At 66.2% G+C, this 12,207-nt stretch carries 14 protein-coding genes; 9 read left to right on the top strand and 5 right to left on the bottom strand.

Features of this window, described 5'->3' with window-relative positions; genetic code table 11:
- Positions 1 to 33: 33 nt before the first annotated feature.
- From ACIQ51_RS07940 to ACIQ51_RS07975, 8 genes are all read left to right on the top strand, one after another.
- A complete protein-coding gene (locus ACIQ51_RS07940; protein ID WP_396204497.1) occupies positions 34 to 528 on the top strand; it encodes a ComEA family DNA-binding protein in 495 nt (164 codons plus the stop codon).
- A gap of 67 nt (positions 529 to 595) precedes the next feature.
- Positions 596 to 2,440 (top strand): GspE/PulE family protein, encoded by a 1,845-nt coding sequence (locus ACIQ51_RS07945; RefSeq protein WP_396204498.1) that lies wholly within the window; start codon positions 596 to 598, stop codon positions 2,438 to 2,440.
- 88 nt (positions 2,441 to 2,528) lie between these two features.
- A complete protein-coding gene (locus ACIQ51_RS07950; RefSeq protein WP_396204499.1) occupies positions 2,529 to 3,701 on the top strand; it encodes a type IV pilus twitching motility protein PilT in 1,173 nt (390 codons plus the stop codon).
- A gap of 97 nt (positions 3,702 to 3,798) precedes the next feature.
- Positions 3,799 to 4,995 carry a type II secretion system F family protein gene (locus tag ACIQ51_RS07955; protein WP_396204500.1) on the top strand — a complete coding sequence of 399 codons (1,197 nt, stop codon included), beginning with the start codon at positions 3,799 to 3,801 and terminating at the stop codon, positions 4,993 to 4,995.
- Between the two features lie 130 nt (positions 4,996 to 5,125).
- On the top strand, positions 5,126 to 5,458 hold the full coding sequence (locus ACIQ51_RS07960; protein ID WP_396204501.1) for an ArsR/SmtB family transcription factor: 333 nt from the start codon (positions 5,126 to 5,128) through the stop codon (positions 5,456 to 5,458).
- Positions 5,459 to 5,490: 32 nt separating this feature from the next.
- Positions 5,491 to 6,354, top strand: coding sequence for an arsenite methyltransferase (locus tag ACIQ51_RS07965; RefSeq protein WP_396204502.1), 864 nt, complete (start codon positions 5,491 to 5,493; stop codon positions 6,352 to 6,354).
- Entirely contained in the window at positions 6,351 to 6,863 is a 513-nt protein-coding gene (locus ACIQ51_RS07970) for an arsenate reductase ArsC (protein ID WP_396204503.1), read from the top strand. Before ACIQ51_RS07965 ends, ACIQ51_RS07970 begins: the two co-directional genes overlap by 4 nt.
- Before the next feature lie 45 nt (positions 6,864 to 6,908).
- Positions 6,909 to 7,496 carry a hypothetical protein gene (locus ACIQ51_RS07975; protein ID WP_396204504.1) on the top strand — a complete coding sequence of 196 codons (588 nt, stop codon included), beginning with the start codon at positions 6,909 to 6,911 and terminating at the stop codon, positions 7,494 to 7,496.
- Positions 7,497 to 7,536: 40 nt separating this feature from the next.
- On the opposite strand, the gene ACIQ51_RS07980 is transcribed toward ACIQ51_RS07975, so the two are convergent.
- From ACIQ51_RS07980 to ACIQ51_RS07995, 4 genes are all read right to left on the bottom strand, one after another.
- Entirely contained in the window at positions 7,537 to 8,031 is a 495-nt protein-coding gene (locus tag ACIQ51_RS07980) for a CIA30 family protein (RefSeq protein ID WP_396204524.1), read from the bottom strand.
- Between the two features lie 10 nt (positions 8,032 to 8,041).
- Positions 8,042 to 8,701, bottom strand: a complete 660-nt coding sequence (locus tag ACIQ51_RS07985; protein ID WP_396204505.1) for a nitroreductase family protein — start codon at positions 8,699 to 8,701, stop codon at positions 8,042 to 8,044.
- Between the two features lie 26 nt (positions 8,702 to 8,727).
- Positions 8,728 to 9,024 (bottom strand): Dabb family protein, encoded by a 297-nt coding sequence (locus ACIQ51_RS07990; protein ID WP_396204506.1) that lies wholly within the window; start codon positions 9,022 to 9,024, stop codon positions 8,728 to 8,730.
- A 105-nt stretch (positions 9,025 to 9,129) separates the two neighbouring features.
- On the bottom strand, positions 9,130 to 9,897 hold the full coding sequence (locus ACIQ51_RS07995; protein WP_396204507.1) for a tetratricopeptide repeat protein: 768 nt from the start codon (positions 9,895 to 9,897) through the stop codon (positions 9,130 to 9,132).
- Positions 9,898 to 9,991: 94 nt separating this feature from the next.
- Here ACIQ51_RS07995 and ACIQ51_RS08000 point away from each other — a divergent pair, with 94 nt between their 5' ends.
- Positions 9,992 to 10,870, top strand: coding sequence for a hypothetical protein (locus tag ACIQ51_RS08000; RefSeq protein WP_396204508.1), 879 nt, complete (start codon positions 9,992 to 9,994; stop codon positions 10,868 to 10,870).
- Here the strand turns inward: ACIQ51_RS08000 and ACIQ51_RS08005 are convergent.
- Positions 10,867 to 12,138 carry an NAD(P)/FAD-dependent oxidoreductase gene (locus ACIQ51_RS08005; RefSeq protein ID WP_396204509.1) on the bottom strand — a complete coding sequence of 424 codons (1,272 nt, stop codon included), beginning with the start codon at positions 12,136 to 12,138 and terminating at the stop codon, positions 10,867 to 10,869. The two genes, ACIQ51_RS08000 and ACIQ51_RS08005, sit on opposite strands and share 4 nt — an antisense overlap.
- Positions 12,139 to 12,207 lie beyond the last annotated feature (69 nt).

Genomic DNA, 12,207 nt, shown 5'->3' on the forward strand with positions numbered 1-12,207 from the left:
ACACCGACGGCGACAGTGAGCTAGGGTGGCCCCATGGCCACTGCCGACGAACGCCGCGCTCTCGCCTTCCTGGTGACCCTCGCCCTGGTGGCGGGGGGCGTGCGCTACGTGGGCGTGCAGCGCTTCGAGCGCGAGGTCCGGGCGGCAGCCGGCGGGAGCCCGCGCCCCGATCTGTCGGGCCGGGCACTCGCTGCCCAGATCGCGGCCGTCGATTCTGCACAACGGGCGCCGAAGAAACGAAAAACCAGAGTGCGAAGTGCTTCGTTAAGCCGAAAGCCGGCCGCGCCGACACTCGCTGCTAATGACGCGCCCCTACCGCAGCGGGTCGATGTGAACGCGGCCACAGCCGAGGAGCTCGAGCGACTTCCGCGGGTCGGACCGGCGCTCGCCAGTCGAATCGTGGCGTGGCGGCTCCGTAATGGCCCCTTCCGGCAATCGGAGGACCTCCGTCACGTCCGTGGCATCGGCCCCTCCACGGTTCGCTTGCTGGATACGCTGGTGACGTTTTCCGGACGGCCCCGTCCATGAAATGGTGAGCACAGGCCCTCGCCCACATGCCACGTCCCATCGGCTTCCAGACGGAACTCAGAGTCATATGGCTGCACCCGCCGCTCCCCTCTCCGGTCGAGCCACCGAACGCCTCGGGGATCTCCTCGTACGCGAGGGGCTGCTGTCGAAGGACAATCTGGCCAAGGCACTGCAGGAGCAGTCCAACAACCCCGGGCAGCGCCTCGGCCTGACGGTGGTCAAAATGGGCCTCGTTCCCGAGACGGAGGTCGTCCGCATGTTGGCTCGGCAGTTCCGCATGCCGGCCGTCGACCTCTCGCGGTTCGAAGTGGATACCCGCCTGCTCAAGCTCATCCCGGCCGAGTTGGCCTCCAAACACACCGTACTGCCACTCAAGCGAGACGGGCGGCAGCTCACGGTGGCCATCGCCGACCCCACCGCGATGTCGGTGGTCGACGATCTCAAGTTCATCACGCGGTACGACATCGTCCCCGTGCTCGCGGGCGAGTACTCCATGCGCGCGGCCATCGAGAAGCATTACGAGGCCAGCGAAATTCACATGCAGTCGCTCCTGCAGGACATCGCCGCCGAGGACGACGACAATGTGGAAGTGCTGGAGAACCTGGAAGACAGCCTCGATGCCACAGTACTTGCGGCGCAGGTCGACGAAGCACCGGTCGTCAAGCTGATCAATGCCCTGCTGGTCGACGCCGTGAACAAGGGCGCCTCCGACATCCATTTCGAGTGCTTCGAGCACGAACTGCGGGTGCGCTACCGCGTGGATGGTGCCCTGCAGGAAGTCATGAAGCCCCCCCTGAAGATGCGTGCGGCGCTGATCTCACGCTTCAAGATCATGGCCTCACTCAACATCGCCGAGCGCCGCGTGCCGCAGGATGGCCGCATCAAGCTCAAGGTGGGCAAGAAGGTCATCGACTTCCGGGTGAGCACGCTCCCCACGCTCTTCGGCGAAAAGGTCGTGCTGCGCATTCTCGACAAGGGCAACCTCACGCTCGAACTCGAGACGTTCGGGATTGAGCCCCGCGCGGAGCGGGAGCTCATGGAGGCGATCGCCAATCCGTACGGCATGGTACTGGTGACCGGTCCCACGGGATCAGGCAAGACCACCACGCTCTATTCAGCGCTCTCCAAGATCAACACCGGCGATACCAACATCATGACCGCCGAGGATCCCGTGGAGTACAACCTCTACGGCATCAATCAGGTGCTGGTGCGCACCGAAATCGGTATGACGTTTGCCGCAGCGCTGAGGGCGTTCCTTCGTCAGGACCCCAACGTCATCATGCTCGGTGAAATCCGTGACCTCGAGACCGGCGGCATCGCCATCAAGGCCGCCCTCACGGGGCACATGGTGCTCAGCACCCTGCACACCAACTCGGCACCCGAGACGATCGTTCGGCTTCTCGACATGGGGCTCGAACCGTTCAACGTGGCCTCGGCGCTCAATCTGATCCTCGCGCAGCGTCTCGTGCGTCGCATCTGCAGCAAGTGCAAGGTGAAGTACACCCCCGACATCGCGGAGCTCACCGGTGCCAAGGTGAAGCCCACGACCACGCTCGGTGAGCTGCGCTTTACTGAGGAGGCCCTCAACAACGCCCGCGCCAAGGCCAGTCCTGAGGCGCTTCCGCATCTTGGCACCCTTTCGCTCAGCACGCGCATCGGGGACATCCCCTTCTTCAAGGGCCACGGCTGTGACGCCTGCGGCGGCACGGGCCTCAAGGGTCGCCAGGGGTTGTACGAGGTGATGTTCATGATCCCCGCTCTCAAGAAGCTCGTGATGCAAAACGCCGACGTGCAGGTCATCCGCGATGCGGCAATTACCGAGGGCATGCTCACCCTGCGCATGGACGGCTGGCTTAAGGTGCTCAAGGGCGTGACGACCCTCGAACAGGTCATTCGCGAAACGTCAGCCTGAGGATCTGTGATACCGCCGTTTCCCCGAAGCGGCCCACTCGTCCAGTATCGGGAACGACAAGGCGCTCCCGGCCCCCCCATGTGACCCGATGACCGTTCCCGCCCCGTCTCCCGTCTCTCTCCGCCTTCTGCTCGACGAAATGATCGAGCGGGATGCCTCCGACCTGCATGTGACGGCCGGTGATCGGCCGAAGCTGCGTGTGGACGGCGACATCGTGAATTCGTCGGTGGAGCAGGTGCTCACGCCGCGTGACACGCTGCAGTTGGCCTACTCGGTGCTGACGGAAAACCAGAAGAAGCGCTTCGAAATGGAGGACGAGCTCGATTTCTCGTTCGGCATTGCGAACCTGTCGCGTTTCCGCGGCAACGTGTTCAAGCAGCGAGGCTGTGTGACCATGGTCATTCGCTGCATCCCGTTCCAGATCAAGACCTTCGCCGAGCTGCAGTTGCCGGCGGTGATTGCCAGCTTCGCCGAACGTCCCCGTGGTCTGGTGCTCGTGACCGGTCCGACCGGCTCTGGCAAGAGCACCACGCTGGCCTCCATGATCGACAAGATCAACACCGAGCGTCGCGGCCACATCATCACGGTGGAGGATCCCATCGAGTTCATTCACCGGCATCGCAACTGCATCATCAACCAGCGCGAGGTGGGGGCCGACACCAGGAGCTTCGCCTCGGCACTCAAGTACGCACTTCGTGAGGATCCCGACGTGATTCTCATCGGTGAAATGCGCGATCTGGAGACCATCCAGGCTGCCCTCACCATCGCCGAAACCGGCCATCTCGTGTTCGCCACGCTGCACACCAATAGCGCGGCCGAGGCGATCAATCGCATCATCGATGTGTTCCCCAGCCATCAGCAAAGCCAGGTGCGGGCGCAGCTGGCGTTCGTGCTGGAGGGGATCATCACCCAGGTGCTGCTCCCCAAGCTCACGGGGCGTGGGCGCGCCATGGCAGCAGAGGTCTTGGTGGTCACGCCGGCCATCCGCGCGCTCATCCGCGACGACAAGGTGCACCAGATCTATTCGCTCATGCAGTCCGGCAAGAAGTTCGGCATGCAGACCATGAACGATGCGCTGTACCAGCTCTACGTGAACCGTCTGGTGAGCGCCGACGAGTGCACGCGGTCGTCAGGGGACCCCAATGAGTTTCTGCGCATGATTGGCAAAGGCCCCATGGATGACGGCGGCTCCGGCAGTTTGCCCCACCCCACGGGGAACCGGGGCACCGACCGACCGCCCAACAGCGGACTGCGCCGATAGGCCCCTCTGCACGGTCGCCCCCCCCCCGTCCTGCGTCCCGCGTTCTGCGTCCCGCGTTCTGCGTCCCGCGTCCCGCTCCCCGCAACCCGAGGCTGCTATGCCGACGTTCACCTACACCGCGCGCACTCAGTCCGGCGACCTCCGGTCGTCCACGATCGACGCGCCCAGTCGTGATGATGCCGTGGCACAGCTGCGCCGACAGCGACTGAGTATCGTCAAAGTGGATGAGTCCAAGTCCACGCCCACCAGGAGCGGCGGTTCGATCTCGATGCGCGACATCGTGATCTTCACCCGACAGTTCTCTACGATGATCAACGCGGGCCTGCCGCTTGTGCAGGCGCTCGATATTCTGGCCCGCCAGAGCGAGAATAAGGCGTTGAGTGCCGTGGTGCGCGAGGTGGTGTTCGACGTGGAGTCTGGCAACACGGTGGCCGACGCGATGCGGAAGCATCCGAAAGCATTTTCGGACCTCTATACCAACATGGTGGCTGCCGGTGAGGCGGGTGGTATCCTCGACACCATCCTCAATCGCCTGGCGATCTTCATGGAGAAGAACGACGCCCTCCTTCGCAAGGTAAAGGGCGCCATGATCTATCCCACGGTCATCCTCTGCGTGGCCGCACTCTGCGTGATCATCCTGCTGTGGAAGGTCATCCCCGTGTTCGCCAATATGTTTGGCAGCGTGGGGATGGAGCTTCCGCTTCCCACGCAGGTCGTCATCGGGTTGTCCAACTTCCTCAACAGCTACTGGTGGATGATCCTGGGCGGCGCTGCCGGCGGCGCCTTCGCGATCAAGCAGGTCTACGGGACCCCAAGGGGCCGGCTGGGCATCGACAAGATGCTTCTCAAGGTGCCGGTGCTCGGCGACGTGCTCCGCAAGTCGGCCGTATCGCGCTTCACCCGCACGTTGGGCACGCTCATTTCGTCAGGCGTCAGCATCCTGGATGGTCTCGAGATCACCGCGCGCACGTCGGGCAATCGCGTGGTGCAGGACGCCATTATGGGAAGCCGTGCCAGCATCGCTGGCGGTGACACGATCGCCGGCCCGCTGCAGAAGAGTGACGTGTTTCCCCCCATGGTGATCAGCATGATCGCGGTGGGCGAGCAGACCGGCGGACTCGATGAAATGCTTACCAAGATTGCCGACTTCTACGACGATGAAGTGGACGCTGCCGTGAGCGCGCTGCTCAGCCTCCTCGAGCCGGTGATGATCGTGTTCCTCGGCGTGGTGGTGGGTGGCATGATCGTGGCGATGTACCTGCCGATCTTCGATATGGTGAATGCGGTGAAGTAGAGCGGATGGCTGTGGGCGCAAAGGAGACCGCACCGACCTCGTCCGAGCGCAAGGCGGCAGTGCCAAACATGGCCTGCCGCCTATCGTGTTCTTGACGTATCAAAAAACATTGATATATATCCGGATGCCAATGGCCCATACCCTCGATCTCACCCGCTCTGCCCAGCTCTTCCATGCGCTCTCCGACGAGACGCGCCTGGCCGTGCTCGACATGCTGCGCGAGGGTGAGCGGTGCGTGTGTGATTTGCAGGAGGTCCTCGGCGCCGCCCAGTCTCGCCTGTCGTTCCACCTCAAGGTCCTGCGCGACGCGGGACTGGTGACCGACCGCAGGGAAGGGCGCTGGTCCTACTATCACCTGAGTCCCGATGTGCTCGAGGAGGTGCACAACCTCGTGCGTGACCTCGGCACGGACCCTCGAAGTCCCAAGCGCGCGCGTACGGTGTTCGGTCGCTGCTGCGACTAGCGGTGTACGCTTCACTACAATCCGGAGCAAGCATGGCGAGCACCACCCCCGACGTCACCACTATCGTTCGCGAGAAGTACGGAGAGGCTGCGCGGCGCGTCCTCGACGTGGCTGAACCCGCGGCCGCCGACTGCTGCAGCCCGGTCAACGCCTGCTGCGGCGGTGCCGCCTTCAACGGTACCGTCGATCCCATCACGTCGAATCTCTACGTGAACGGGGAGACCGACGTGCTCCCGAATGCCGCCGTCCTCGCCTCTCTCGGCTGTGGTAACCCCACCGCGCTCGCCGAACTGGGCGAAGGCGACGTGGTACTCGACTTGGGCTCCGGTGGCGGTATCGACGTCCTGCTGTCGGCACGACGTGTGGGGGCCACGGGAAAGGCGTATGGTCTCGACATGACCGACGACATGCTGACCCTTGCGAGACGAAACGCCGCCGAGGCAGGGGTGACCAACGTGGAATTCCTGCGTGGCCGCATCGAGGCCATTCCGCTGCCGTCCAACTCGGTCGACGTGATCATCTCCAACTGCGTGATCAACCTCTCTGGCGACAAGCGACAGGTCCTAGCGGAAGCCTTCCGTGTGCTGAAGCCGGGCGGACGGTTCGCCGTGAGCGATGTCGTGGTGCGCGGCACCGTCCCCGCCGACGTGCGCCGCTCCATGGAGTTGTGGGTGGGGTGCGTGGCCGGCGCGCTGGAAGAGCAGGAGTTTCGCACGTTGCTCGCGGAAAACGGCTTCACCGCCATCGACATCGAACCCACACGCATCTACAAGAGTGAGGATGCCCGTACCTTCCTGCAGGAATCGGGGGTGAACGTGGACGAACACCTTGCGAATATCGACGGCAAGTTCATGGCCGCCTTCGTGCGCGCCACCAAGCCACGGGTCCCCGCATGAAGGCCGGACACCCCTTCCGCGTGTTGGTCCTGTGCACCGGCAACTCGGCGCGCAGTCAGATTGGCGAGGCCTTGTTCGCCGTGCGCGGCGCCACCCGCTTCGCCAGGACGGTCGAGGCCGAAAGCGCGGGGTCGCACCCGGCGTCGCGCGTGAATCCCTACGCCGTGGAGACGCTGGCGCATCACGACATCCGGTGGGACGGTCGCACGCCCAAGTCCATCGCGGAGGTGGAGGGGCGCCCGTTCGATCTGGTCATCACAGTGTGCGGTAACGCCCGCGAGGCGTGCCCGTACTTCCCGGGCGCCACGGCGCAGGTGCACTGGGGGCTCCCCGATCCCGCCGGCGCCGCCACCCCCGACGCGGCGCGTGAGGCGTTCGCCCGCACCTATGATGCGCTCAGTGAGCGGGTGGACGCGCTGCTCGCGCTCCCCCTCGAAGCGATGGACGCTGGTCAGTTGAGCGCCGCGGCGTCGCGCATTCACGACACGCGGCCTGTGCCGGTCTTCTGACGCGGGGGCTGCCGTTTCCTGGTCTGCTCAGCGAGCTTCGATCGTATGACCTTACGCCGTCTCCTTGCCGCCGTAGCCCTGCTGATCGCGGTATGCACCGCGCTCCCCGCGCAGCGTCGTCCCGGGGTCGGCATGGGCTTCTACACCACCACGGGGCTGCTCACGGGCGATATCGAGGGCGGCTCGGTGACCTCGTCGGCATCGGTAGCGCTCGCCCCTACCTTCGCGCTCTCCGGACTGGTAACGGCCCCCTTCCGCGCGAGGCGCAAGCACGCGTGGATCGGGGGCCTCCGCGTCACCGCGCTCTCGTTGGGGAACCGGCGGAGCTGCATCGTGGAGGGCGGCCCCGGCTGCCGAAGCCGCCGCTTCGAGGAGCGCGGCGCGCTGCTCACCGGCGGGGCCTTCGACGTGCGTGCAGCGGTTTTGCGCGCCATGGTCGGCACGTCGCTCTACGACGTGGCAGGGCAGGGGGCACGCTTGGGTACCGCCGTGCGCGTGGATTTCTCTGCCCCGCAATTGCGCGGGTCCTCGCCCACGCTGTTCGTCACCCGGACCTTCCTTGGTAGTGAACGCGGCGAACCCGTGGGCATGACCACGCTGGGTGCCGGCTTTCGCTGGGTGCGGAAGCGCTGAGCCGCTGTCGCGTGGCTTCGCGGCTCAGCGTGCTCGCTCGCTAGGGAACCAGCTCCAGACGGCTCACCGCCACGTCGGCCTCGAACGCCTGCTTGCCGGCGACGATGCCAATCCGTTGCAGCTGCGTCACGGCGAGCGGAGTGCTGAGCGACACCGGAGTGAAGGCATGCCACGGCAGGTAGACGTCGCGCCACACGTCCTGCACGTTGAGCGTCGCGCCGTAATACTGCCACGGGGCCCTCGTATCGATCGTGCGCAGGTGCACGAAATACCTGCCGGGCGTCCCGCACACGCGCAACTGGAGGCCGCTGAACGTCGAGGCATTCATCCCGCCATCGGACAGGTGGCGCGCCATCTGGATGAAGCCGCCGTTCCGCTCGAGCGACACGTGTCCGGTCAGGCGAAGCGCACGCTCCCCCTGCACGTCGACGAGCGCGGCCCTGGCCACGCTCACGCCTCCCATCACACGGTCGCTGAATACGCTCCACTCCCGCGCAACGGTCGCGCCATCGTGGAAGTCGTCGAGTACCAGCATCACGCCACGTTCACCTGAAGACTGCGATCTCGTCGAGCGCTTTTCGCGACAGCGCCGGCACCTGCGCATCAGCAGCGGGGTAGCCCACCGGCATCACCAAAAACGCTTTCTCGTTCGCCGGACGGGCCAGCAGGTCCCCCAGAAAGCCCATGGGGCTTGGTGTGTGCGTGAGCGTGACCAGCCCCATGGTGTGCACGGCCGCGATGAACATCCCGGCCGCAATGCCGCAGCTCTCCTGCGTGTAGTAGTAGGTGCGCCGACTCCCGTCGTCGTGGTGGCCGTACGCTTGCCGGAACAGCACCACGACCCACGGCGCATCGGTCAGGTGCGTCTTCACCGAGTCCGTGCCGAGGGGGGCGAGCGCCGCGCGCCACTCCGGCGTGATGCGCTCGGCGTAGAAACGACGTTCCTCTTCCTCGGCCGCGTCGCGCATGCGCTGCTTGAGCGACGGATCGGACACAGCCACGAAGGTCCACGGCTGCTGATGTGCACCACTGGGCGCGGTCCCTGCTGCGCGGATGGCCTGCTCGATCCACTCGCGCGGCACCGCGTCGGTCGAGAAGTGCCGCGTGGTGCGCCGCGCATCGAGGTGCGCCGTGAACGCCTCGCCACGACGGGCCGACTCCTGCGGGGCGAGGCGCTCGTGCTGCAGTGGAACGAACGGAGGCATGTCGTGGTGGTACCGGCGCCGGTCGATCAGATCGAATCGTAGATCTTCACCTGCTTCCAGAGCGGCTTGCAGCCACTCACGAACGCCTGGTGTGCAGGGTCGACCTGATACGCATCGTGGGCCGCCATGTCGTCAAACGCGAGCACGAGCGCCCACGTGTAGCTCCGATCGATCACGGGACGGTCCGTCTCGGCCGGCTGGCCGATCCAACAATGCGTCGCGCTGGGGATGCCCTGCAGGGAACGCAGGGTGGTCTCGAAGAAGGCGCGCTCGTCGGCCGTAAGGTCGTCGCGCAGCCAGAAGTAGACAGCGTGAACCAGCATGGGGGCGTGGTGAGGAAGTGAGGTCCGGCAGCAGATGGCAACCGATCCAACTTAGCGATTCGTCGGCCTGTTCGTGGGAACGACCGGCATGGTGCTCGCCACCGATCAGCGCAACGTCTTCAGCAGCTCCGCGCCCTCACGTTTCCGGAGCTCATCGCCTGGTTCCTGATTGGCCAGCGACGGCAGTTGTTGCAGTAGTGCGCGCGCCTCGGACGATCGGTCGTTGGCCAACAGCGCACGCGCATAGTCCAGCTGGAACATCACGAAGCCGGGGCGCAGTTCGGTGGCGCGCTTGAGCTGTACCGCCGCCTCGGTGGCGTTGCCGAAGCCCAGCCCCAATGGCATGCGCAGCGGGCGTGGCGTTTCCGACAGCTTGAGGTGCGTGCGGCCGAGGATGTAGTGCGCCGAGGCGAGCGTGGTCGGTGGCACTCCGCGCATCGCGATCACCTTGTCGGCGTCCTCCTTGGCCTGCAGTACGTAATCGGCCGCATCGAGCACGCCCGAGAAGAGCGCCACCTTCCCGTTCGCCGCCGCACGGCGGAGGTAACCGTCAGGGGCAGCGCTATTGGCCTTGATGGCGCGTTCGGCCAGCGAGAGGGCATCGCGGTACAGCTTGTCCTGTGCCTTGCTCTTTTCCGGCTGGGCATCACCCTGCAGGAGGCGCACGCGCGACGCGCGCCACAATACCTCGTACTCTTTCGGCGAGGTGGCGAGGGCCTGGTCCATCTGGGCCACGGCGGGAGCCACCTGGTTGGCCGCCAGCAGGGTGTCGACTCTGGCAATCGGCTGCGCACCCGCGACAGTCGGCAGCACGAGGAGTGACACGCTGAACGCCGGGACCAGAAGGCGTTCCGTGATGGTGAATGCACGCATCTCAGTGATGGTTGAGTTTGCCGATAAAGACAGTCAGGATTATACCTGAGATTGGTCAACCACCTCACGCCGTGCAAGCACTGCTCCCGTCCCCATGAATCTCCGCCTCCGGATCGCCGCGGCCGTGGCCGTCGCCAGCCTCCTCCCCTGTGAGCTGATCGCCCAGCGCGAGCGACTGATCGTTCGTACGGAGGGCTTCGGTGCCACGCCGGTCACGGTGCCGGCCGGATCGGCCATGGCCAACGAGCACGCGCAGCAGGGCGTGCAGCTCACCCTCGCGCATCGGCTCGTGCGGCAGCAGGGGAGCACGGTGATCATGCTGGGGGCGCAGTGGCGTGGCGTCCGGGCGGATCTTCCCCGATCGGGGTTCGGCGGATCGACCGGACCGAGCGACCGCACCACGCTCCATGTGGCCACCGCCGATCTGATGCTGCTCCGTACGAGCGGGGCGAAGCACACGCTCGTGGGGGTGCTGCGCCCCGGCCTGTACGGCGATGGCTTCCGTGTAGAGGGGGCCGCCTTCGTGGACCGGATCGTGTCACCGCGCACCACGATCGGGGCGGGCCTGTCGTACGCCTCGAGTTTCGGGCAACTGCTCCCCATTCCGGTCGTGCATGTGGTGGCACGGCCGTCGCGCCGCATCCTGGTGGATGCCTTGCTTCCCGCGCGAGGCGATGTGTGGTGGATGCCACGCAAGGGATTGGATCTCGGGCTGAGCGCGGCGCTCGCCGGCGCGCAGTACGGGCTCACCACCTCGCAGCGCCGCAACGGGGCCGAGGCGCTGTGGCTCGCGAACGCCACGCTCGGCCCGCAGCTGCGTTGGGCTCCCCGTGGCGGCAAGCTGCAGGTCACTGCCGAGGCGGGGATGACGGTGGTGCGGCGCCTCGAATACGTACGCGACGGGCGCAGCATCGCCGATCTTGCGCCGGGGAACGTGCCCTACGCGCGGCTGGGTGTGCAGCGACTGTTCTAGGTGCGGGCCGTGTTGCTCACCATGGTGCCCGTTGCCTGACCCGCCGCCTGACCCGCCGCACGTCCGGTGACCCAGGCCCAGAGAAAGTTGTACCCACCGATGGGTCCGAAGCAGTCGAGAACCTCACCGCACAGGTAGAGCCCTCCCTGCACACGGCTCTCCATGCTGCGCGGATCGATCTCCGACAGCGGCACGCCGCCGCCCATGACTTCGGCCTTCTTGTAGCCTTCGTCGCCCGACCAGGGCAGTGGGCCGCGAACCAGCACATCCAGGAGGCGACGGCGTTCCTCGCGCGTGAGCTCCGCCAGCTTGCGGGCGGGATCCACCTTGGCTTGCTGCATGAGCATGTCGGCGAGGCGATCGGGGAGTTCCCCACGAATCACCGTGGACAGCTGCCGCGAGCCCTGGGGCTGCAGCCGCGACGTCCACGCCGCGTCGTCGTGCTCGGTCCATTGCACCTGCACCGATGCGGGCGAGCCGCCGGGCTGCTGCGCTCGCACCGGCACGTGTGACACGTTGAGCACCGAGGGGCCGCTGTACCCCCGATGCGTGAAGAGAAAGCCGCCGCGCGCGCGTGCCGAACGCTCCGCCGAGGTCGCCGTGAGCGATACGGTGAGCGAGATCCCCGCGAGGGCCGCATAGGGGCCGGCGTCGGCGGTGACCGGCGTGAGCGCCGCGTAGGTGGGGTGCAGCGAGTGGCCCAGCCGCTCGAGGATGCGGAGGCCGAGGCCATCGCTGCCGGTGTTGGGCACCGAGAGGCCCCCCGTGGCCACAATCACGGCGTCCGCCGGGAGCGCCCCGCCATCCTGCAGCTGCACGGTCCATCCGGCCGCACCTGAGGTATCCGGCGTACGGCGAACGAGGTCGGTCACGCAGCTGTCGAAGCGCAGCGACACGCCGCTTTCGCGCGCCAACGACAACAGACCGTCTCGCACGTCGCGCGCCTTGTGACTGACGGGGAAGAGCTTCCGCGACTCGACCTCTTCCTCGAGCGGGACCCCCACGTCGTGCTCAAAGAATGCGCGCTGCTCGGGCAGCGGCCACGCCCGCAGGATCTTGCGCAGGGTGTTCGGTGACGAGTCGGTCACATAGCGCGATTCGTCGAGCTGCGACGGGAGCACGTTGCACCGTCCCCCGCCGCTGATGAGGATCTTGCGCCCACCGTCCTTAGTGCGCTCGAGCAACGTGGTTTGCGCACCGGCTCGTGCGGCAAAGATGGCGGCCATCGTGCCCGCCGCACCCGCTCCGATCACCACCACTCGCCGCATCCGCCCGCCCGCCGTGAAAGAACCGCGTCACTCGGTCGGAGACGCCACGGAAGTATCGCTCCCTCGCGC

Origin of the sequence: Gemmatimonas sp. (assembly GCF_044344655.1) — a bacterium.
In the GTDB taxonomy this organism is placed as follows: Bacteria; Gemmatimonadota; Gemmatimonadetes; order Gemmatimonadales; family Gemmatimonadaceae; genus Gemmatimonas.